Annotated in this window: 25 protein-coding genes; 23 read left to right on the top strand and 2 right to left on the bottom strand. The window is 70.4% G+C overall.

The genetic code is table 11. The annotated features are described in order from the left end of the window. Positions 1-33 precede the first annotated feature (33 nt). The 12 genes from infA to glmM all read left to right on the top strand — a co-directional run bounded on the left by infA (position 34) and on the right by glmM (position 9,207). On the top strand, positions 34-255 hold the full coding sequence (infA, locus tag ACFTQE_RS06720) for a translation initiation factor IF-1 (protein WP_021759551.1): 222 nt from the start codon (positions 34-36) through the stop codon (positions 253-255). A 70-nt stretch (positions 256-325) separates the two neighbouring features. Beyond that, positions 326-442: a 50S ribosomal protein L36 gene (gene rpmJ / locus ACFTQE_RS06725; protein WP_005050492.1), complete on the top strand. Its 117-nt coding sequence runs from the start codon at positions 326-328 to the stop codon at positions 440-442. 160 nt (positions 443-602) lie between these two features. Further along, entirely contained in the window at positions 603-983 is a 381-nt protein-coding gene (gene rpsM / locus ACFTQE_RS06730; RefSeq protein ID WP_074260121.1) for a 30S ribosomal protein S13, read from the top strand. 32 nt (positions 984-1,015) lie between these two features. Continuing rightward, positions 1,016-1,414 (top strand): 30S ribosomal protein S11, encoded by a 399-nt coding sequence (gene rpsK, locus ACFTQE_RS06735; RefSeq protein ID WP_022889749.1) that lies wholly within the window; start codon positions 1,016-1,018, stop codon positions 1,412-1,414. Positions 1,415-1,552: 138 nt separating this feature from the next. Next, positions 1,553-2,539, top strand: a complete 987-nt coding sequence (locus tag ACFTQE_RS06740) for a DNA-directed RNA polymerase subunit alpha (protein ID WP_022893850.1) — start codon at positions 1,553-1,555, stop codon at positions 2,537-2,539. Positions 2,540-2,589: 50 nt separating this feature from the next. After that, complete coding sequence (gene rplQ, locus ACFTQE_RS06745; protein WP_376924313.1) at positions 2,590-3,117, top strand: 50S ribosomal protein L17; 528 nt, start codon at positions 2,590-2,592, stop codon at positions 3,115-3,117. Positions 3,118-3,203: 86 nt separating this feature from the next. Next, entirely contained in the window at positions 3,204-4,241 is a 1,038-nt protein-coding gene (locus ACFTQE_RS06750) for a GNAT family N-acetyltransferase (RefSeq protein WP_376924314.1), read from the top strand. Positions 4,242-4,373: 132 nt separating this feature from the next. After that, entirely contained in the window at positions 4,374-5,678 is a 1,305-nt protein-coding gene (locus ACFTQE_RS06755) for an acyltransferase (RefSeq protein WP_376924315.1), read from the top strand. A 10-nt stretch (positions 5,679-5,688) separates the two neighbouring features. Next, entirely contained in the window at positions 5,689-6,669 is a 981-nt protein-coding gene (locus ACFTQE_RS06760) for a tRNA pseudouridine synthase A (RefSeq protein WP_376924316.1), read from the top strand. A 174-nt stretch (positions 6,670-6,843) separates the two neighbouring features. Then, the gene (gene rplM / locus ACFTQE_RS06765; protein ID WP_056010815.1) at positions 6,844-7,290 is read left to right on the top strand and encodes a 50S ribosomal protein L13; all 447 of its coding nucleotides are present in this window, start codon (positions 6,844-6,846) and stop codon (positions 7,288-7,290) included. 43 nt (positions 7,291-7,333) lie between these two features. Next, the gene (gene rpsI / locus ACFTQE_RS06770; protein WP_375835150.1) at positions 7,334-7,819 is read left to right on the top strand and encodes a 30S ribosomal protein S9; all 486 of its coding nucleotides are present in this window, start codon (positions 7,334-7,336) and stop codon (positions 7,817-7,819) included. Between the two features lie 23 nt (positions 7,820-7,842). Continuing rightward, positions 7,843-9,207 carry a phosphoglucosamine mutase gene (glmM, locus tag ACFTQE_RS06775; RefSeq protein ID WP_376924317.1) on the top strand — a complete coding sequence of 455 codons (1,365 nt, stop codon included), beginning with the start codon at positions 7,843-7,845 and terminating at the stop codon, positions 9,205-9,207. A gap of 64 nt (positions 9,208-9,271) precedes the next feature. On the opposite strand, the gene coaA is transcribed toward glmM, so the two are convergent. Further along, a complete protein-coding gene (coaA, locus tag ACFTQE_RS06780) occupies positions 9,272-10,288 on the bottom strand; it encodes a type I pantothenate kinase (RefSeq protein WP_376924318.1) in 1,017 nt (338 codons plus the stop codon). Here coaA and glmS point away from each other — a divergent pair. From glmS to ACFTQE_RS06830, 10 genes are all read left to right on the top strand, one after another. Next, positions 10,287-12,137: a glutamine--fructose-6-phosphate transaminase (isomerizing) gene (glmS, locus tag ACFTQE_RS06785; RefSeq protein WP_376924319.1), complete on the top strand. Its 1,851-nt coding sequence runs from the start codon at positions 10,287-10,289 to the stop codon at positions 12,135-12,137. The two genes, coaA and glmS, sit on opposite strands and share 2 nt — an antisense overlap. A gap of 25 nt (positions 12,138-12,162) precedes the next feature. Then, complete coding sequence (locus tag ACFTQE_RS06790) at positions 12,163-12,531, top strand: holo-ACP synthase (RefSeq protein WP_376924330.1); 369 nt, start codon at positions 12,163-12,165, stop codon at positions 12,529-12,531. After that, positions 12,528-13,673: an alanine racemase gene (gene alr, locus ACFTQE_RS06795; RefSeq protein ID WP_376924320.1), complete on the top strand. Its 1,146-nt coding sequence runs from the start codon at positions 12,528-12,530 to the stop codon at positions 13,671-13,673. Before ACFTQE_RS06790 ends, alr begins: the two co-directional genes overlap by 4 nt. Beyond that, complete coding sequence (gene tsaE, locus ACFTQE_RS06800) at positions 13,670-14,203, top strand: tRNA (adenosine(37)-N6)-threonylcarbamoyltransferase complex ATPase subunit type 1 TsaE (protein WP_376924321.1); 534 nt, start codon at positions 13,670-13,672, stop codon at positions 14,201-14,203. The genes alr and tsaE overlap by 4 nt, the downstream gene beginning before the upstream one ends. A 10-nt stretch (positions 14,204-14,213) precedes the next feature. Continuing rightward, positions 14,214-14,849 carry a tRNA (adenosine(37)-N6)-threonylcarbamoyltransferase complex dimerization subunit type 1 TsaB gene (tsaB, locus tag ACFTQE_RS06805; RefSeq protein ID WP_376924322.1) on the top strand — a complete coding sequence of 212 codons (636 nt, stop codon included), beginning with the start codon at positions 14,214-14,216 and terminating at the stop codon, positions 14,847-14,849. Next, positions 14,846-15,406, top strand: coding sequence for a ribosomal protein S18-alanine N-acetyltransferase (rimI, locus tag ACFTQE_RS06810; protein ID WP_376924323.1), 561 nt, complete (start codon positions 14,846-14,848; stop codon positions 15,404-15,406). The genes tsaB and rimI overlap by 4 nt, the downstream gene beginning before the upstream one ends. Beyond that, positions 15,403-16,470 (top strand): tRNA (adenosine(37)-N6)-threonylcarbamoyltransferase complex transferase subunit TsaD, encoded by a 1,068-nt coding sequence (gene tsaD, locus ACFTQE_RS06815; RefSeq protein WP_376924324.1) that lies wholly within the window; start codon positions 15,403-15,405, stop codon positions 16,468-16,470. The genes rimI and tsaD overlap by 4 nt, the downstream gene beginning before the upstream one ends. 128 nt (positions 16,471-16,598) lie before the next feature. Further along, positions 16,599-17,063, top strand: a complete 465-nt coding sequence (locus tag ACFTQE_RS06820; protein WP_376924325.1) for a DUF4190 domain-containing protein — start codon at positions 16,599-16,601, stop codon at positions 17,061-17,063. 47 nt (positions 17,064-17,110) lie between these two features. Beyond that, positions 17,111-17,806, top strand: a complete 696-nt coding sequence (locus ACFTQE_RS06825; protein ID WP_376924326.1) for a hypothetical protein — start codon at positions 17,111-17,113, stop codon at positions 17,804-17,806. Between the two features lie 10 nt (positions 17,807-17,816). Further along, entirely contained in the window at positions 17,817-18,503 is a 687-nt protein-coding gene (locus ACFTQE_RS06830) for a hypothetical protein (protein WP_376924327.1), read from the top strand. Positions 18,504-18,567: 64 nt separating this feature from the next. Here the strand turns inward: ACFTQE_RS06830 and ACFTQE_RS06835 are convergent, their stop codons facing one another. Further along, entirely contained in the window at positions 18,568-19,755 is a 1,188-nt protein-coding gene (locus ACFTQE_RS06835) for an SAM-dependent methyltransferase (protein WP_376924328.1), read from the bottom strand. 213 nt (positions 19,756-19,968) lie between these two features. On the opposite strand from ACFTQE_RS06835, the gene groES reads away from it, so the two are divergent. Continuing rightward, complete coding sequence (gene groES / locus ACFTQE_RS06840; protein ID WP_022889766.1) at positions 19,969-20,265, top strand: co-chaperone GroES; 297 nt, start codon at positions 19,969-19,971, stop codon at positions 20,263-20,265. The last annotated feature ends 43 nt before the right edge of the window (positions 20,266-20,308 follow it).

A 20,308-nucleotide genomic window follows, 5' to 3' on the forward strand; every position in this document is an offset into this window, starting at 1 on the left:
ACCAGCATCCCAACTCCAAGCGATAGTGAGGCTATGGCCAAGAAAGACGGCGTCATCGAGATCGAAGGCTCGGTTGTCGAGGCCCTCCCGAACGCGATGTTCCGGGTGGAACTCACGAACGGACACAAGGTCCTCGCGCACATCTCAGGAAAGATGCGCCAGCACTACATCCGCATCCTCCCCGAGGACCGCGTGATCGTCGAGCTGAGCCCATACGACCTGACGCGCGGCCGCATCGTCTACCGCTACAAGTAACGGCTGCTCGGAAAGTAACGGCCCGCGACATCTCGCGGGTACGAGGACAGCGACACATCAAGGAACAATCGTGAAGGTCAACCCCAGCGTCAAGCCCATCTGCGACCACTGCAAGGTGATTCGCCGCCACGGCCGCGTCATGGTCATCTGCAAGTCGAACCCGCGCCACAAGCAGCGCCAGGGCTAGTCACCAGACGGCGGGGCGCTCGCGCCCCGCACCCCACAACTGAATACATCGGCAACGCCAGAACCGCCGGCATCCACGGATGCCGCGGGGACACCTCGAGTCGGAGGCTCGGGCACCGGCGTTGCTCCACACCTCCACTTCGAAACAGGAGAAGCCACACATGGCACGTCTGGCAGGAGTCGACATCCCGCGCGAGAAGCGCGTGGAGATCGCACTGACTTACATCTACGGCGTCGGCCGCACGCGAGCGCTCACCACGCTCGCCGAGACCGGCATCGACGGAAACATCCGCGTGAAGGACCTCAGCGACGACCAGCTCATCGCGCTGCGCGACTACATCGAGGGCAACTTCAAGGTCGAGGGCGACCTCCGCCGCGAGGTCGCCGCAGACATCCGCCGCAAGGTCGAGATCGGCTCGTACGAGGGCATCCGCCACCGTCGCGGTCTCCCGGTCCGCGGCCAGCGCACCAAGACCAACGCTCGTACCCGCAAGGGCCCGAAGCGCACCGTCGCCGGCAAGAAGAAGCCCGGCCGCAAGTAACCGCTCGTCGCCAGATCTAGGAGATTTCACACATGGCAGCACCCAAGGCGGCTACTCGCAAGCCGCGCAAGAAGGAAAAGAAGAACATCGCCGTGGGCCAGGCCCACATCAAGTCGACGTTCAACAACACGATCGTCTCGATCACCGACACCAACGGTGCCGTGATCAGCTGGGCCTCCTCCGGTGGCGTCGGCTTCAAGGGCTCGCGCAAGTCGACCCCGTTCGCCGCGCAGCTCGCCGCAGAGTCGGCCGCCCGCCAGGCGCAGGAGCACGGCATGAAGAAGGTCGACGTGTTCGTCAAGGGTCCCGGCTCCGGCCGCGAGACCGCGATCCGCTCGCTCCAGGCCGCAGGCCTCGAGGTCGGCAGCATCAACGACGTGACGCCCCAGGCTCACAACGGATGCCGCCCGCCCAAGCGTCGCCGCGTCTGATTCCCTCCCGGTGATCGAGGAGCGGTCCGGCTCAGCCGGGCCCTCCTCGATCGCCGGGACATCCGTTCTCTCACACAACTCAAGATCCTCGTACTCGCAGGTGTCATATAGCGGACACCCTGCCGAAAGGAATCAACAGTGCTGATCGCACAGCGCCCGACGCTCACCGAAGAGAACATCTCGGAGTTCCGTTCGCGTTTCGTGATCGAGCCCCTCGAGCCGGGCTTCGGTTACACCCTGGGCAACTCGCTCCGTCGCACCCTCCTCTCCTCGATCCCCGGCGCAGCCGTGACGAGCATCCGCATCGACGGCGTGCTCCACGAGTTCTCGACCGTTCCGGGCGTGAAGGAGGATGTCACCGAGATCATCCTCAACATCAAGAACCTGGTCGTCTCCAGCGAGCACGACGAGCCCATCACCGCGTACCTGCGCAAGCAGGGTGCCGGTGAGGTCACCGCAGCCGACATCTCCGCTCCGGCGGGTGTCGAGGTGCACAACCCCGAGCTCGTCATCGCGACGCTCAACGACTCGGCGAAGTTCGAGCTCGAGCTCACGATCGAGCGCGGCCGCGGCTACGTCTCGGCCAGCCAGAACCGCAACGAGTACTCAGAGGCCGGCCAGATCCCGGTCGACTCGATCTACTCGCCGGTCCTGAAGGTCACCTACCGCGTCGAGGCCACCCGTGCCGGCGAGCGCACCGACTTCGACCGCCTCGTGGTCGACGTCGAGTCGAAGCCGGCCATCACGCCGCGCGACGCGATCGCCTCGGCGGGCCGCACGCTCACCGAGCTGTTCGGACTCGCTCGCGAGCTGAACACGGCTGCCGAGGGCATCGAGATCGGCCCCGCGCCGGTCGACGCCGTGCTCTCCAGCGAGCTCTCGATCCCGATCGAAGACCTCGACCTCTCGGTGCGCAGCTACAACTGCCTGAAGCGCGAGGGCATCAACACGGTGTCCGAGCTCGTCGCCCTGTCGGAGTCGCAGCTCATGAACATCCGCAACTTCGGCCAGAAGTCGGTGGATGAGGTCAAGGACAAGCTCACCGAAATGGGCCTGTCGCTGAAGGACTCCGTCCCCGGATTCGACGGGGCCCACTTCTACACGGGCTTCGACGACGAGAACTAGGCAGACCTCGCGGTCGCCCACCACCCCCCACCTACTGGAGAGAACGAACCATGCCGAAGCCCACGAAGGGCCCCCGCCTCGGAGGCGGCCCCGCCCACGAGCGGTTGATGCTCGCGAACCTCGCTGCAGCGCTGTTCACGCACAAGCGCATCACCACCACTGAGACGAAGGCCAAGCGCCTCCGTCCGCTGGCCGAGCGTCTCGTGACGTTCGGCAAGCGCGGCGACCTGCACGCGCGTCGTCGCGTGCTCGCCGTCATCGGCGACAAGACCGTCGTGCACGAGCTGTTCACGGTCATCGCCCCGCAGGTCGCAGACCGTGAGGGCGGCTACACCCGCATCACGAAGGTCGGCAACCGCAAGGGCGACAACGCGCCCATGGCGGTCATCGAGCTCGTGCTCGAGCCCGTGACCCCGAAGAAGCGCGCCGCGAAGCCGGCCGCCGCCGAGGCGCCCGTCGTCGAGGAGGCTCCGGCCGAGGTCGTCGAGGAGACGACCGAGGTCGAGGCGACCGACGCAGCAGCCGAGGAGACGACCGAGGTCGTCGCCGACGAGGCGGAGTCCGCCGAGGCCAAGTAGCCTCCTGCTCGATCACGAAGGGCCCCGGAGCGTGCACCGGGGCCCTTCGCCGTCCCTGCAGCATGAACGCCGTCTAGTCTGGAGCGGTGAACGAGCACGAACCGTCGCCGCTCTTCGAGCGCATCACGGCTCCCGAGACGCTCCCGAACCTCGCGCACCGCGACGTGCACGCCTGGCGTCCGGTCGGCGACGACGACCTCGACCGGATCGTGGAGCTCGAGGCGGCGATGGCGGCCGCCGACCACCCCGAATACGCGGTTCCGAGAGAAGAGCTCGCCGACGACCTCGGGATGTCGTTCGTCGACCGCGAGCGGGACTCGATCGTGGCACTCGATGCCGACGGCCGTGCGGTGGCGTGGGGAGTCGCGTACCACCCACCCGGTCGCGACACCCTGGTGCGCACGATCCTCGTGGGGGGCGTGCATCCCGAGCTGCGCCGTCGCGGCATCGGTCGCCTCCTCCTCGGCTGGCAGCGTGCGCGAGCGGCCCAGCAGCTCGCAGCATCCGACCTGCCGCTTCCGGGCTGGATCATGGGGTTCTCCGACGACCGTGCGCGCTGGGCCGGACAGCTGCTCGAGTCCGAGGGCTTCACCGCCGCGCGGTACTTCGCCGGGTTGCGCCGCGACCTCGGGGAGCCGATCGACGTCGCCCCCGCCGGCGATGGCATCCGCGTCGAGGTGCTGCGGGCGTCGCGGACCGACGAGGTGAGAGCGGCCCGGAACGACGCGTTCCGCGACCACTGGGGCAGCCAGCCGAGGTCGGAGGAGGAATGGGGCGCCTTCGTCTCGAGCGCCGTCTTCCGCGCGGATCTCTCCTTCGTCGCGATCGACGAGGCGAGCGATCGCGTCGTGGGGTTCGTGCTCGGCGAGGTGAACGAAGCCGACTGGCATGGGCAGGGGTTCTCGAGCGTGCACGTTCCACTGGTCGGCGTCGTGCGCGGGCACCGCGGACGCGGCGTGGCGAAGGCCCTCCTGGCCGCCCACCTCACCGCCGCGGCCGCCGCCGGACTCGAGTACTCGACGCTCGAAGTCGATGCGGCGAGTCCGACCGGGGCGTTCGCGCTGTACGAGCGGATGGGCTTCCGAGCGGCGACCACCGAGACCAGTTACACGATCGTGTTCTGAGGCCGCACGACGAGATCCGAGCGCATCGCGCCGGGTCCCGAAACGGGTCCGGAGCGGGCGTATCGCGCCGAATCGCGTTGTGCCAGAATCTGTTCTCGGTGCCGCAGTCAACGGTGCTCGAAGAGGAGCAGCGTGACCGCCGTCCGCATCCCCGTCGACCGGGATCTCTCGATCGATTTCGCCCGCGCGTTCTGCCTGCCGATCGTCGTGCTGCTGCATGCACTGCAGATGGGCATCGGCGGCGACCCGCTGCGGGCGTTCAACGCGCTCGACGGGTTCGAGCCGCTCGCCTGGGCGACGTGGCCGCTCATGATCATGCCCATCTTCTTCATCTGCGGCGGGTTCGCATCGATCACGCAGTGGCGGCGGCTCCGCGGACACGGCGAGACCGTGTCCCACTACCTCCGCATCCGCGCCATCCGCCTGGCGCAACCGGTCGTCCTGCTCGTCGCGGCCGTCGGCGCGGTGCTCGCGGGCATGCTGCTGGCCGGGGTCGACGGCGAGTTCGTCCGGACGTTCGCGGTGCGACTCGCCGAGCCGCTCTGGTTCATCCCGGTGTACCTGATCTGCACGGCATTCGTGCCGACGATGTCGTGGTTGCACCGTCATGCGCCATGGCCCGCGTACCTCGGTCTCGCTGCTGCGGTGATCGTCGTCGACGTGCTCGTGCGAGGATTCGGAGCACCGGTCGGCGCACTCAACTGGATCTTCGTCTGGCTGTTCGCCCAACAGTTGGGATTCGGCCTCCGCGACGGCTGGTTCGCACGTCGCTCGCGACTCGTGCTCGTGCTCTGCGCCGTCGGCGCATACGGTGTCATCGGCGTGCTCGTGACCTGGTTCGGGTACTCGCACGACATGCTCGATAACCTCAATCCGCCGACGCTGGCGATCCTGGCCCTGGCGCTCGGGCAGGTCTGCCTGTTCGCGCTCGCGCAGCCGCTCATCCGGCGAATGATGTCGTGGCGGCCGATGCTCGGCGGGGTGTTCGTCTTCGGCGTCTACGGCATGGTCATCTACCTCTGGCACACCTTCGCGATGGCCGTCGTCACCGCGCTCCACCTCGCGTTCGGCCTGCCGTTCCCGCCGGTGCTCTCGCCGGCGTGGTGGGCGACCCGTCCGCTCTGGATCCTCGCCATCGCCGTCGTCGTCGCCGGATGCTGCGTGGTCGTGCCGCGCATCGAGTCGCTGTGGCCGAAACCGGTCGAGCGCGCGACGCCCCTCGCCGCCGTGCTCCTCTGGAGCGTGTTCGCGGTGATCGGCGTCGGCGTCCTGCTCGCGTTCGGCTACGTTCCGTGGCAGAACGGGCTGCTGGGCTGGGTGCTCGTCACCGCGGCGGTCGTCGCGCTCATCGTCGGCGGCCCCGGGCGCCGGCCGCGGAGCGAGGCGATGCCGGCCGAGCTGCCGATCGCGGCGCCGACGTCCGCTGCGCGATCGTAGGCTTGATGGCATGGTCGTCTCCGAATCCGTCGTGTCGTCGAGCCCCGGTGCGGGCCCGGTCGTGCCCGGAGACGACGCCGACGGCGCGGTCCGCGTGCGGCTCGCGATCGCGTACGACGGCACCGACTTCAACGGATGGAGCCGCCAGCCCGGACTGCGTACGGTCCAAGGGGTCGTCGAGGATGCCCTCGGCATCCTCTTCCGGCGTACCGGAACGGCACCGCGCCTGACGGTCGCCGGACGAACCGATGCCGGCGTCCACGCCCTGGGACAGGTGGCGCACTTCGATGTCCCACGGTCGGCCCTCGCCGCGGTGACGCGAGCGCGCCGCGGTCACTCGCCCGCACCCGAGGACACGGGGCCCGCGGCGGTGCTGCTTCGCAGGTTGGCCGGTGTGATCGGGGCATCCGATGCCGATGTCGTGGTGACGGGGGCCGCGCTCGCGCCCGATGGATTCGATGCGCGCTTCTCGGCGATCTGGCGACGATACGAGTATCGGATCGCCGACGCCGCCGCCGTCCGGGATCCACTCGCGCGACACCGGACGGTGTGGCGTCCGCGCGTCCTCGACGTCGAGCGCATGGATGCCGCGGCGCAGGACCTCCTCGGCCTGCACGACTTCGCCGCATTCTGCAAGCCGCGTGACGGAGCGACGACCATCCGCACCCTGGAGGCGTACCGCTGGCGACGCGACGCCGACGGCGTGCTCGTGGCGTCGTTGCAGGCCGACGCCTTCTGCCACTCGATGGTGCGCGCGCTCATCGGCGCTGCGGTCGCGGTCGGCGAGGGGCGCCTCGACCTCGACGCTCCGGCCGAGCTGCTCCGCGCCCGGCAACGCACGAACGCGTTCATGGTCATGCCGGCGAAGGGGCTCGTGCTCACTGAGGTGGGGTATCCCGACGATCATGAACTCGAGGTCCGTGCCGCGCAGACCCGGGCGCGGCGCGAGCTGAGCGTGCGACTCGACGACGAGGCTGACGCGGGGGAGTGAGGGGCGGCCGATTGGACGCGTGCGTCTCGACCCGCTAAGCTTGCCCTTTGGTGCCGTCCTCTGCGGCGGCATCCGAAGTTGAGCCCTCCACCAGGGCGTTCGAACGCATCGCGGGCGAACACCCACCGGAGTGGGATTCACGAACCCCTCACTCGATCAGAAAGCAGTACTTCCGTGACGCGCACGTTCACTCCCAAGCCGTCCGACATCCAGCACGACTGGGTCGTCATCGACGCAACCGATATCGTCCTCGGTCGCCTCGCGAGCCACACCGCAGCCCTGCTGCGCGGCAAGCACAAGGCGATCTTCGCGAACCACGTCGACACCGGTGACTTCGTCATCATCGTCAACGCCGACAAGGTGGCCCTCACCGGCCAGAAGCTCGAGCAGAAGAAGGCCTACCGCCACTCGGGGTACCCGGGTGGTCTCACGGCCGTCAGCTACGCCGAGCTCCTCGAGAAGAACCCCGTCCGCGCCGTCGAGAAGGCGATCCGCGGCATGCTCCCGAAGAACTCGCTCGGTCGGGCCCAGCTCAAGAAGCTGAAGGTCTACACCGGCCCGGAGCACCCGCACGCGGCCCAGCAGCCCAAGCCGTACACCCTCACCCAGGTCGCCCAGTAATACCGGCACCCTCGACGTTCTCGAAATAAGGATTCACACCACCATGGCGAAGATCGCAGACCAGATCGAAGCGGCTCCCGAGAGCTACACCACCGAGAGTGCCCCCGAGGCAGCTCCCGCTACCCCCCGCCCCGTGCTCAACGTGTCGGGCGCAGCCGTCGGCCGTCGCAAGCAGGCGATCGCCCGCGTGCGCCTCGTTCCCGGCGCCGGCAGCATCACCGTCAACGGCCGCGAGTTCGCAGCCTACTTCCCCAACAAGCTGCACCAGCAGCTCATCACCGACCCGTTCACGGTGCTCGAGCTCATCGGCTCGTACGACGTGGTCGCGAAGATCACGGGCGGCGGCCCCTCGGGCCAGGCAGGCGCGCTGCGTCTCGCCATCGCTCGCGCGCTGAACGAGATCGACCGCGAGAACAACCGCGCAACCCTCAAGAAGTCGGGCTTCCTCACTCGTGACGCTCGCGTCATCGAGCGCAAGAAGGCCGGTCTCAAGAAGGCCCGCAAGGCGCCGCAGTTCTCGAAGCGCTGATCCCAGCGTCCGGTTCTCCGTACATGCCTCGGCTTTTCGGAACCGACGGGGTCCGGGGCCTGGCCAACCGTGAACTCACGGCTGACCTGGCCCTGGGCCTCGCCCAGGCGGCTGCCGCCGTCCTCACTCAAGGGCGTCACGCCGACGAGCTTCGCGCCGCCGGCCGGCGCCCTGTCGCCGTCGTGGCTCGCGATCCGCGCGTCTCGGGCGAATTCCTCACCGCTGCCGTGTCGGCGGGCCTCGCGAGCTCCGGTGTCGACGTGCTCGACGCCGGGGTCATCCCGACCCCGGCGACCGCGTTCCTCATTGACTCGATCGGCGCCGACTTCGGCGTCATGATCTCGGCGTCGCACAACCCGGCGCCCGACAACGGCATCAAGTTCTTCTCCTACGGCGGCACGAAGCTCCCCGACGAGGTCGAGGACCGCATCGAGTCCTTCCTCGGCAAGCAGAAGCTCGCTCCCGTCGGCGACGGAGTCGGTCGCGTCCGTCGCTTCGCCGACGCTGAAGACCGCTACGTCGTTCACCTGCTCGGCACGCTGCCGCACCGCCTCGACGGGCTCAAGGTCGTGCTCGACTGCGCCCACGGCGCCGCGGCCGGAGTGTCGCCCCAGACCTTCGCGGACGCGGGCGCCGACGTCATCGTCATCGGGGCCGACCCCGACGGCATGAACATCAACGACGGCGTCGGATCGACGCACCTCGAGAAGCTCCAAGCGGCCGTCGTCGAACACGGCGCCGATCTCGGCATCGCCCACGACGGCGACGCCGACCGCTGCCTCGCCGTCGATGCCGACGGCAACGTCGTCGACGGCGACCGGATCATGGCGATCCTCGCCGTCTCGATGAAGGAGCGCGGCACGCTCACCGACGACACCCTCGTGGTGACCGTCATGTCGAACCTCGGCCTGCGCCGCGCGATGGCCGAACACGGCATCCGCGTCGTCGAGACGAAGGTCGGCGACCGCTACGTGCTCGAGGCCCTCGCGGCCGAGGGGCTCGCGCTCGGCGGCGAGCAATCGGGCCACGTCATCATGAGCGAGTTCGCGACGACCGGTGACGGCGTGCTGACCGGCCTGCACCTCGCGGCCGAGATGGCGCGCACGGGAAAGACCATCGCCGAGCTCGCCTCGGTCATGACCGTGTACCCGCAGGTGCTCGTGAACGTGCGCGGAGTGGACCACCACGCCCTCGCCGCCGATGCCGAGATCGCGGCCGCCGTGGCTGCGGTCGAAGCCGAGCTCGGCGAGAGCGGTCGCGTACTGCTGCGTCCCTCGGGCACGGAGCCGATGGTTCGGGTCATGGTCGAGGCCGCAGAGCAGGATGCCGCCGAGCGGCACGCCGATTCCCTCGCGGCCGTGGTGCGCGAACGACTCGCCATCGCCTGACGACGCCGCGTCCCTCCCGACGCCGCCTTCGAACGCCATCGCGTCCGGAAGGGAGGCCGTGCGTTCAGAGCTTGCGGAGCAGCACGCTCGAGACGGTGTGATCCGAGCCCTTGCGGAGCACGAGGGAAGCGCGCGATCGCGTCGGCCGGATGTTCTGCAGCAGGTTCGGCTCGTTGATCGAGTGCCAGATCTCACGGGACCGCGCCCGAGCCTCCGCCTCGGTGAGGCTCGCGAATCGGTGGAAGTACGAGCGCGGGTTCGCGAACGCCCCGCGCTGGAGCTTCAGGAAGCGCTCCTCGTACCAACGGGCGATGTCGCTCGTGCGGGCGTCGACGTAGATGGTGAAGTCGAAGAGGTCGCTGACGGCGAGACGGTGTCCGGGGCCCGGGGGCTGCAACACGTTCAGCCCCTCGACGATGAGCACGTCGGGCCGGCGGACGGTGACCTGCGCATCCTTCACGATGTCGTACGCGAGGTGCGAGTAGAACGGTGCGCGCACCTCGGCGGCGCCCGCCTTGACCTCGCTCACGAAACGGAGCAGGGCGCGGCGGTCGTACGACTCGGGGAACCCCTTCCGCGCCATGAGCCCGCGGCGCTCGAGTTCGGCGTTGGGGAAGAGGAATCCGTCGGTCGTGATGAGTTCGACCCGCGGCGTGTGCTCCCAGCGAGCGAGCAGTTCGCGCAGCAGGCGCGCGATGGTCGACTTGCCGACGGCGACCGAACCGGCGACGCCGATGACGAAGGGCGTCGATTCGAAGCGTTCGCGCAGGAACTCGCTCGTGACCTTGTGCAGCGACTTCGTGCCGCCGACGTAGAGGTTCAACAGCCGGCTGAGCGGCAGGTAGACCTCGGCGACCTCTCGAGGGTCGAGCGGTTCGCCGAGGCCGCGGAGCTGCACGATCTCGGTCTCCCGGAGGGGCGACGGCATCGAGGGCGCGAGCGCGGCCCAGTCGGCCCGATCGAGTTCGATGAACGGGGAGATCTGCGCCGCGTGCGACGACGGGCTCTGCGGATCGGGCACCGTGCCAGTGTAGTCAGACGGAGCGGGCACCCAGCGGCGCGCCGATAGAATCTCACCCATGTGTGGAATCGTCGGATACGTCGGAGAGCGCAACAGCCTCGACGTCCTTATGGGAGGCCTTCGTCGCCTCGAGTACCGTGGCTACGACTCAGCAGGAGTTGCGGTCGTCGACGACGACGGCCTCATGGAGACGGCCAAGCGCGCCGGCAAGCTCCAGGTGCTCGCCGACGAACTCGAGGCGAACCCGCTGCGCCACGGCGGCACGGGCATCGGCCACACCCGTTGGGCCACGCACGGCGGACCGACCGACAGCAACGCCCACCCGCACCTCGGCGACGAGGGGCGACTCGCCCTCATCCACAACGGCATCATCGAGAACTTCTCCGAGCTGAAGGCCGAACTCCTCGCCGAGGGGTACTCGTTCGAGAGCGAGACCGACACCGAGGTCGCAGCGGTGCTGCTCGGCAAGGAGTACCAGTCGACCGGCGACCTCCGCGAGGCCTTCCGCAACACCGTGTCGCGCCTCGACGGCGCGTTCACCCTGCTGGCTGTGCACCGGTCGGAGCCCGGCGTCGTGGTCGGCGCCCGCCGCAACTCCCCGCTCGTCATCGGCTTGGGAGACGGCGAGAACTTCCTCGGGTCGGATGTCGCGGCCTTCGTCGAGTACACGAAGCGCGCCCTGGCGATCGGCCAGGACCAGATCGTCGTGATCACCGCCGACGACGTCGTCGTCACCGACTTCGACGGTCAGCCCGTCGAGGTGGAGCCGTTCGATGTGGCATGGGACGCGTCCGCCGCCGAGAAGGGCGGCTGGTCGTCGTTCATGCGCAAGGAGGTCGCCGAGCAGCCCGAAGCCGTTGCGAAGACGCTCCTCGGCCGCGTCGTCGACGACGCCGTGGTGATCCCCGAGCTCGAGTCCTTCGGCGATGAGGAGCTCCGTGGCATCCGTCGCATCACGATCATCGCCTGCGGCACCGCGGCCTACGCCGGAACGGTCGCGAAGTACGCGATCGAGCAGTGGGCGCGAATCCCCGTCGAGGTCGAGCTCAGCCACGAGTTCCGGTATCGCGAGCCGGTGCTCGACGACGACACGCTCGTCGTCTCGATCAGCCAGTCGGGCGAGACCATGGACACCCTCATGGCCGTGAAGTACGCCCGCGAACAGGGCGCGCGCACGATCTCGATCTGCAACACGCAGGGCGCCACGATCCCGCGCGAGTCCGATGCGGTCGTCTACACGCACGCGGGCCCCGAGGTCGCCGTGGCCTCGACGAAGGCGTTCGTCGCCCAGATCGCAGCGCTCTACCTGTTCGGCCTGCACCTCGCACGGGTGCGCGGCACGCTGTCGGCCGAGGCGATCGCGACCCAGCTGCACGAGTTGCAGGCGGTGCCCGAGAAGCTCGAGCTCGTGCTCGCAGAGTCCGAGAAGGTCGCGCAGCTCGCTCACTGGATGGCCGACACGCGCTCGGTGCTCTTCCTCGGTCGCCACGTCGGCTACCCGATCGCACTCGAGGGGGCGCTGAAGCTCAAGGAGCTCGCGTACATCCATGCGGAGGGCTTCGCCGCCGGCGAGCTCAAGCACGGTCCGATCGCGCTCATCGAGCCAGGACAGCCCGTCTTCGTGGTCGTGCCGAGCCCGCGCGGCTCGGCGACGCTGCACCCGAAGGTCGTCTCGAACATCCAGGAGATCCGTGCGCGCGGCGCCCGGGTCATCGCGATCGCCGAGGCCGGCGACGCGGCGGTGCTGCCGTTCGCCGACGAGGTGCTGCGCATCCCGCTCGCGGCGCCGCTCTTCGAGCCGCTGCTCGCCGTCGTGCCGCTGCAGATCTTCGCCATGGAGCTCTCGCAGGCGAAGGGCCTCGACGTCGACCAGCCTCGCAATCTCGCGAAGTCGGTCACGGTCGAGTGAGCACGTGGGTGCGGGAGATGGCGCCGTGATCGCGGGAATCGGCATCGATGTCGTCGACATCGCCCGGTTCGAGCGGTCGCTGACCCGTACTCCTGCGCTCCGCGAGCGCTTGTTCGCCGAGAGCGAACGCGACCGCCCGGCTCGCTCGCTCGCAGCCCGGTTCGCGGCGAAGGAGGCCCTCATCAAGGCCCTCGGCGGGAACACCGTGATCCGGTGGCATGACATGCGCATCGTGCAGGACGTGCACGGAAATCCCGACTTCGAGCTCTCCGGCGCGATCGCCGAGCTCACGAGCGGCCTCGGCATCGACCGCGTGCACCTCACGATGAGCCACGACGCCGGCATCGCGAGCGCGTTCGTCGTGCTCGAGACCGGCGCCGGGGACGCATCGTGACCACGGCGTCCGACGCCGCGGCGCCGCCGTTCCGCGAAGCGGTCGTCGACCTCGACGCCGTGCGCGAGAACATCGGCACCCTCGCGGCGGCGGTGGCGCCGGCCCGCACGATGGCGGTGGTGAAGGCGAACGCCTACGGACACGGCGCCGTTCCCGTCGCGCGTGCGGCGCTCGAAGCCGGCGCCGACTGGCTCGGCGTCGCCGACATCGCCGAGGCGCACGCGCTCCGCGACGCAGGCGTCGACGCGCCGCTGCTCGCCTGGCTGCACGACCCCGGGGCCGACTTCGCACCCGCGATCGCCCGCGACATCGATCTCGGCGTCTCCTCCCGAGGCCAGCTCGAGGCCATCGCCGAGGCCGCGGCATCCGTCGACCGAATCGCGCGCGTGCACCTGAAGCTCGACACCGGGCTCAGCCGCAGCGGCGTCGCGCCCGAGGGGTGGGCCGACTGCGTCGCCCGTGCGGCCGACCTCGAGGCCGCGGGGCGCATCCGCGTCGTCGGTCTGTTCAGTCACCTCGCCAACACCTCTCCCGAAGAGGATGCCGCTCAGCTCGCGGCGTTCGAGCGCGGCCTCGATCAGGCCGCGGCCGCCGGACTCCGGCCCGAGGTGCGCCACCTCGCCTCGACAGCCGGTGCGCTGCGCCTGCCCGCCGCGCGGTTCGATCTCGTGCGCATCGGCATCGGCGCCTACGGCATCCCGCCGTTCGGCGACGGCACGACCGCAGCCGACCTGGGGCTCCGCCCGGCGATGACCCTGCGCGGGCGGGTGGCCGCCGTGCGACGCATCGAGCCGGGCACCGGTGTCTCGTACGGGCACACCTGGCGGGCCGATCGACCGACGAACCTCGCGCTCGTGCCGCTCGGCTACGCCGACGGCATCCCGCGACAGGCCTCGGGCCGCGGCGAGGTCTGGATCGGGGGAGCCCGCCGTCCGGTGGTCGGGCGCATCGCGATGGACCAGTTCGTCGTCGACGTCGGCGACGACGCGGTCGAGACGGGCGACGAGGTGGTGCTCTTCGGCGATCCGCAGACGGGTGCGCCCTCCGCCGACGAGTGGGGCGACGCCGCCGACACCATCGGCTACGAGATCGTCACCCGCATCGGCGCGCGCGTGCCGCGCCGCTACCTCGGCGGCGCATGATGCGCTTCGAGGTGCCCGAGAGCGAGGCCATGGAGGCGTTCGGCCGTGAGCTCGGGGCGGTGCTCCGAGCCGGCGACGTCGTCGTGCTCACGGGCCCGCTCGGGGCGGGCAAGACGACGCTCACGCGCGGCATCGGCGCCGGCCTCGGCATCCGCGGGCCCGTGCAGAGCCCGACCTTCGTGCTCGCGCGCACGCATCCGAGCCTCGTCGGCGGCCCTCCGCTCGTGCACGTCGATGCGTATCGGCTCGGCAGCGCCGCGCTGCTCGACGACCTCGACCTCGACTTCGAGGGTTCGGTCGTCGTGGTGGAGTGGGGCGCAGGCCTCGTCGACGACGTCACCGACTCCTGGCTCGAGATCGTCATCGAGCGGCCGACCGGGGCGAGTCGCGCGGTCGAGCGCGCAGCGGACGCCGCGGGCGACGAGGCACTCGACCCGGACCAGGCCCTCGACGCCGACGAGCCTCGCGCGGTCACCGCGACGGGGTACGGCCCGCGCTGGGCGGACACCCCGTACGCCGCGCGCGCGTAGGCTTGGGGGCATGCTTCTCGCGATCGACACCTCGACGGGCACGAGTGTCGCCGTCGTCGATCGCGACCGGGCCACGGGCGAACTGCGCTGCCTCGCCGAGACCGGAACCGACGACACGATGCGGCACGCCGAGGTGATCGGCGGTTTCATCAGGGACGCACTCGCGACGTCGGGCATCGACCGCCGAGAACTGTCGGGCGTCGCCGCGGGCATGGGGCCGGGTCCGTTCACGGGCCTCCGCGTCGGCATCGCGGCCGCGCACGCCTTCGCACTCGGCATCGGTCGTCCCTTCGTGCCGGTGGTCAGCCACGACGCGATCGCCTGGAGCCGGTACACGGCGGGCGACTCGGGGGCGTTGCAGGTGGTCACCGATGCCCGTCGGCGAGAGTTCGCCGTCTCCGACTACGACGGGATCGACGGCGACGGGCTGCCCGTGCGGGTCGGAGGGCCCGGACTCGTGCCGCGCGACGAGGTGCCGGTCGCACGAGGCATCCGATTCGATGCGACGATCGTCTCGGCGGGCGCGATCGGGATGCTCGCCGAACTCGCCTTCGCGGCGGACCGGCTGCCGCTCGCGGCCGATGCCCCGATCTACCTGCGCGCGCCCGATGTGACCCCCTCGGCCGGTAAGAAGGTGCTGCGATGAGCGTGTTCATGCGGCGTGCCAAGGTCTCCGACCTCGACCGCATCATGGTGCTCGAGCGCGAGACGTTCGAGGCCGACGCCTGGCCGGAGGACGCCATGCGCCGCGAACTCGAGAGCCCGCACGCCTACTACCTCATCGCGGTCGACGACGAGGCCGACGACGACGGCGCCGGCCTGCTCGGCTACGCCGGCCTCCTCGCGCCCGCGGGCGGCGGGCAGGGCGACATCCAGACGATCGCGGTCGCACCCGCGATCCGGGGCATCGGCCTCGGTCGCGGGCTCATGCACGCGCTCATCACCGAGGCCCGTCGCCGTCACGTCGCCGAGATCTTCCTCGAGGTGCGCGCCGACAACCCCATCGCCCGGGCGCTCTACGACTCGCTCGGCTTCGAGGAGATCGGCATCCGCCGTCGGTACTACCGCGGCGGCATCGACGCCGTGCACATGCGACTGACCGTGCCGCCCGCGGTGGCCCGGCCCGCCGAGGCGGGTGCGACGGGCGCCGCATCGGCCGAGCGGACCCCGCTCGAGGCGAACGACGCGGAGGCGAAGCGATGAACCGCGAAGCCCCGCTGATCCTCGGCATCGAGACGTCGTGCGACGAGACCGGCGTCGGCATCGTCCGCGGCACGACGCTGCTCGCCAACACGATCGCCTCCTCCATGGACGAGCATGCGCGGTACGGCGGCATCGTGCCCGAGGTCGCGGCGCGTGCCCACCTCGAGGCGCTCGGCCCGACGATCCGGGCGGCGCTCGCCGAGGCATCCGTCACCCTCGACGATCTCGATGCCGTGGCGGTGACGAGCGGGCCCGGTCTCGCCGGTGCGCTCATGGTCGGCGTCGGGGCGGCGAAGGCGCTCGCCCTCTCGCTCGACGTGCCGATCTACGCGGTGAACCACCTCGTCGGCCATGTCGGTGCCGACCTGCTCGACACCGCTGCACCGCTCGAGACGCCGACGGTCGCGCTGCTGGTCTCCGGCGGGCACACCTCGCTGCTGCTCGTGCGCGACCTCGTCTCCGACGTCGAGCTCCTCGGCGAGACGATCGACGACGCGGCCGGTGAGGCGTTCGACAAGGTCGCCAGGCTCCTCGGCCTCCGCTACCCGGGCGGCCCCGAGATCGACCGGGCGGCGATCGGCGGCGACCCGCGCGCCATCCGCTTCCCACGGGGGCTCACGCAGCCGAAGGACCTCATCGCCCACCGATACGACTTCAGCTTCTCGGGGCTGAAGACGGCCGTCGCCCGCTGGGTCGAGCAGCGCGAGGCCGCCGGTGAACCGGTGCCGCTCGCCGACGTCGCCGCGAGCTTCCGCGAGGCCGTCGTCGACGTGCTCGTCTCGAAGGCGGTGGCCGCGTGCACCGACCTCGGCGTGCCGCGCCTGCTGCTCGGCGGCGGAGTCGTCGCCAATGCGCGTCTCCGCGAAGTGGCGATCGAGCGAGCGGATGCCGCGGGCATCGCACTGCGCATTCCGCCGCTGTCGCTCTGCACCGACAACGGCGCGATGATCGCAGCGCTCGGCGCGCAGCTCGCGATGGCGGGGCATCCGCCGTCGACGCTCGAGTTCGGAGCCGACTCGACGCTCCCGGCCACCGAGATCCAGATGGCGGCAGGCGTCGCATAGTCCGTGCACCGGCGCGCGTGGCGCGATAGTGTGAGCGGGAGACCGGATGCCGCCGTCGTTGACGGCGCCCGGGAGCGCCTGCCACTGTGGTGGGAACGCAGTCGACGACTTCGAGGGGACCCTGCACCGTGACCGATCCGAACCTTCCCGAACAGCCCGCCGTGCCGCCGGTCCCGCCGGTCCCGCCGGCTGCGACCGAGGTTCCGGCTGCGCCTGCCGCCCCTGCCGCTCCCGCGTACGGTGCGCCGCAGCCGCCCGCGGCTCCGGCATACGGCCAGCCCGCTGCGCCCGCCTACGGCCAGCCGGCGCCCGCCTACGGCCAGCCGGCGTACGCCCAGGCGCCTGCCGGCAAGACCAACGTCCTCGCGATCGTCTCGCTCGTGTCGGCCTTCTTCGTCTCGCTGGCGGCCGTCATCACCGGCCACATCGCGCTCAGCCAGATCAAGAAGACCGGCGAGCAGGGCCGTGGTCTCGCGATCGCGGGCCTCATCATCGGCTACGTCGGCCTCGCCGCCGGCCTCATCTGGATCATCGTGGTCATCGCGATCCTCATGGCCGGTGCCGCCAGCGGATCGCTGTCCTCCACGTACTGAACCGAATCTCCGAGCCTCCGAACGACCACGAAGAAGGGCTGAATGCCATGAGTGATCCGAAGAACCCCGATGTCCCCGATGTGCCGGACGAGCCCGTGACGCCGGGCACGCCCGAACCGACGGTGCCGAACGTGCCGGAGCCCGAGGCTCCGAGCGCGCCCGAACCCGTCGTTCCCGTCGACGCGGCGCCTGCCGCCTCGACGCCCGACGTTCCCGAGGTGCCGTCGGCGCCCGAGCCGCCTGCGGCTCCCGTTCCGCCCGCACCGCCGGCTCCGCCCGCCGCCCCGAGCTACGGCGCACCGACACCGCCGGCTCCGCCTGCACCGCCAGCTCCGCCGGCCTACGGTGCTCCGGCGCAGCCTGCTGCGGGTGCTCCGGCCGCCGGGTACGGTGCGCCGGCCGCCGGCTACGGTGCTCCGGCGCAGCCCGCCTACGGCGGTGCGTACGCGCCGGCCACGCCGTCGAAGCCGACTCCGGTGCTCAGCCTGATCTCGCTCATCGCCGGCATCGTGGGCCTGCTCGGATTCTTCGTCGTCTTCATCCCCTTCGTCGGCGGCGTCCTGCAGCTCTTCATCCCGGCCGCGGCCGTCGTGCTCGGCTTCCTGGGCAAGAAGAAGGAGCCCGCGGCCAAGGGCATGTGGCTCACGGGCATCATCCTCGGATTCGTCGGCATCGGCATCGCGCTCCTGTCGCTCGTGCTGTGGGGCGTGTTCGCCGCCAGCTACGGGAACTACTACTACTGAGGAGCATCCGATGACCGCGCGTGAGGGGGGTTCGCCCGACGGCGAGGCCCCCGACCGCGTGGCGGGGGACGGCGTGCCGCCGGCATCGTCGCGGCCGCCGTTCGCCCGGCCCGCGCCCTCGGCCGTGCCATCCGCCCGCCCGGCGGATCCTGCGACGCCGTCCGCTCCGTCTCCCCAGCAGCAGGGTCCCGCGACACCCGCCGACCCGCTCGCCGGGCAGGCGGGCGCCGGGACGCCGGCCGCACCGTTCGCCCAGCAGGCGGATCCCGAGGCGGTCGCCGATCCGCTCGCCCCGTTCCAGCCCTCCGAGCCGACGTTCCGGGCCGACCCCGCCGTGCGCGAGTTCGAGGTTCCGTTCGACACCGGGCAGCTGCAGTCGATCTCGACCGGGCAGCTCCTCATCGTCCATCGCCCCGGCCTCGACCCGGTCGAGGAGGCTGAGGAGCAGACGCAGCGGCGGGTGTACAGCTGGGTCGCCGCGGTGGTCGGCACCATCGGGGCAGCGGCCTCGCTCTTCGTCGGGTGGATGCTGCCGCTCTCGATCGCGGCGCTCGTCTTCGGCGTGCTCGGGCTGCGCCGCGAAGAGCACGGACGGACCCTGGCCTTCGTCGGCATCGGCACGGGGCTCGCCGGACTCGTGTTCTCGGCCGTGTGGATCGGGTACTACGCGATCGTCTTCGGGGCGCTTCCGCGCTGACCCCGCCCCGGCGTCAGCGCCGCTTCAGCGTCAGCGACGTTCGAGCGTCAGTGCTGCTCGCACGTCAGAGCCGCTCGACGAGCAGCGCGATGTGCCGGCCGGCTTCCCTCGTCAGCACGATGGTCGCCGACGCGGCGCCCTTCAGCTTCAGCCGCGTGCGGAGCTGCGCCGGGTCGACGTCGACCCCGCGCTTCTTGATCTCGAGCGTGCCGATGCCGCGGGCCGCGAGCGCCTGCCGCAGCTGCCGTTCGTCCGCGGGGAGGCGTTCGATCACGCGGAAGCCGCGGGCGAACGGCGAATCGAACGCGGTGTCGGAGGTGAGGTAGGCGATTCCGGAGCTCAGCATCCAGGCGCCGTTCGCGCGCGCGAGGTCGCCGATCAGGCGCGCCCGGATCACGGCGCCGTCGGGTTCGTAGACGTACTCGCCGAGCGGACCGACGGGTGCGTCCTCACTGTCGGCATCGGCGGTGAGCTCCTGTGCGGCGTCGCCGCGGATGACGAGCGCTGCACGCCTGATGCCTGGCCGGGCGACGGCGCCGAACCAGACGCCGAGCTCGACGAGGTCGCCGTCCACGGAGACCCATTGCGCCTCGGCCTCGGCCGGGATCACGTCGCGGTCGGTGCCCGGGCCGAGCTTCACGCCGACGGGCATGCGCTCACCGAGCCCGAAGGCGAAGTCGAGCGAGGGGGAGTAGGCCGAGGCATCCGCGATTCTCGTCGTCGTGCCGCCCGCGGTGGTGCGCCGTGCTGGGTCGAGCCAGGCGCCGTCGATGCCGCCGAGTGCGACGTTCTCGGCCTGCTCGTGCAGCACGCGCACGTGCGAGAACGGCGTGAGATTGTAGGCGGCGATCGCGGCGGTCACCTCGTCGGCCTCGGCAGCGGTGACCTCGAGGTCGATCGCGGCCATGGCGAGGGCGTCGCCGCCGATGCCGCAGCCGAGGTCGGCGATGTGATGCACTCCGGCGCGTGAGAACCGCCCGGCGTGGAGGGCCGCGACCTTCAGGCGGGTCGCCTGCTCGAGCCCGGCCTCGGTGAAGAGCATGCGCGACGCGAACGGGCCGAACTTGGCCGCGGCCTTCGCGCGGAGCTTCGCCTGGCTGAGCACGGCGGCGACGAGAGTGGGCGGGTGGCCCTGCTTGCGCAGGTCGGCGACGGTCTTGACGATGTCGGCCTTCGAGTCCCAGTCGGGCAGCCCGTCGAGCAGCGTGAGGCCCTCTGGGGAGAGCAGTTCGACGAGTTCGGCACGATCCACTCGGCAACGCTAGCACCGCACGGCAGCGCGAGCACCGGGCGCGGCACGAGCTGCAGGCCGTCGAAGCCGCTGTTTCGCCAGTGGCTGAACGGGCTGGCACTCACGTTGCACGAGTGCCAAATCGCGCCTAGACTCGCCTTAGCACTCTCGCTCTGAGGCTGCTAACCAAGTCTTCGTCAAGACAGTTTTCTTCACAGAGAGAAGGGGTCAACCGTGTCGGTTTCCATCAAGCCGCTCGAGGATCGCATCGTCATCAAGCAGGTCGAGGCCGAGCAGACCACCGCATCCGGTCTGGTCATCCCCGACACCGCCAAGGAGAAGCCCCAGGAGGGCGAGGTCGTGGCAGTGGGCCCCGGCCGCATCGATGACAACGGCAACCGTGTCCCGCTCGACGTCGCAGTCGGCGACAAGGTGATCTACTCGAAGTACGGCGGCACCGAGGTCAAGTTCGGCGGCGAGGACTTCCTCGTCCTGTCGGCTCGCGACGTGCTCGCAGTCGTCGTCCGCTAAGCGAGACACACGATCCGAGGCCCGGACGCCCCGCTGGGGGCGC

Origin of the sequence: Agromyces sp. NPDC056965 (assembly GCF_042673425.1) — a bacterium.
Classification (GTDB): domain Bacteria; phylum Actinomycetota; class Actinomycetes; order Actinomycetales; family Microbacteriaceae; genus Agromyces.

Excerpts from the sequence above, each read along its gene's own strand:
- tsaB (WP_376924322.1), top strand. The coding sequence starts at position 14,214 with ATGCTTCTCGCGATCGACACCTCGACGGGCACGAGTGTCGCCGTCGTC.
- glmM (WP_376924317.1), top strand. The coding sequence starts at position 7,843 with ATGCCTCGGCTTTTCGGAACCGACGGGGTCCGGGGCCTGGCCAACCGT.
- glmS (WP_376924319.1), top strand. The coding sequence starts at position 10,287 with ATGTGTGGAATCGTCGGATACGTCGGAGAGCGCAACAGCCTCGACGTC.
- rpsI (WP_375835150.1), top strand. The coding sequence starts at position 7,334 with ATGGCGAAGATCGCAGACCAGATCGAAGCGGCTCCCGAGAGCTACACC.
- ACFTQE_RS06760 (WP_376924316.1), top strand. The coding sequence starts at position 5,689 with ATGGTCGTCTCCGAATCCGTCGTGTCGTCGAGCCCCGGTGCGGGCCCG.
- ACFTQE_RS06825 (WP_376924326.1), top strand. The coding sequence starts at position 17,111 with ATGAGTGATCCGAAGAACCCCGATGTCCCCGATGTGCCGGACGAGCCC.
- rpsM (WP_074260121.1), top strand. The coding sequence starts at position 603 with ATGGCACGTCTGGCAGGAGTCGACATCCCGCGCGAGAAGCGCGTGGAG.
- ACFTQE_RS06830 (WP_376924327.1), top strand. The coding sequence starts at position 17,817 with ATGACCGCGCGTGAGGGGGGTTCGCCCGACGGCGAGGCCCCCGACCGC.
- rplQ (WP_376924313.1), top strand. The coding sequence starts at position 2,590 with ATGCCGAAGCCCACGAAGGGCCCCCGCCTCGGAGGCGGCCCCGCCCAC.
- rpsK (WP_022889749.1), top strand. The coding sequence starts at position 1,016 with ATGGCAGCACCCAAGGCGGCTACTCGCAAGCCGCGCAAGAAGGAAAAG.
- tsaE (WP_376924321.1), top strand. The coding sequence starts at position 13,670 with ATGATGCGCTTCGAGGTGCCCGAGAGCGAGGCCATGGAGGCGTTCGGC.
- coaA (WP_376924318.1), bottom strand. The coding sequence starts at position 10,288 with ATGGGTGAGATTCTATCGGCGCGCCGCTGGGTGCCCGCTCCGTCTGAC.
- rimI (WP_376924323.1), top strand. The coding sequence starts at position 14,846 with ATGAGCGTGTTCATGCGGCGTGCCAAGGTCTCCGACCTCGACCGCATC.
- infA (WP_021759551.1), top strand. The coding sequence starts at position 34 with ATGGCCAAGAAAGACGGCGTCATCGAGATCGAAGGCTCGGTTGTCGAG.
- tsaD (WP_376924324.1), top strand. The coding sequence starts at position 15,403 with ATGAACCGCGAAGCCCCGCTGATCCTCGGCATCGAGACGTCGTGCGAC.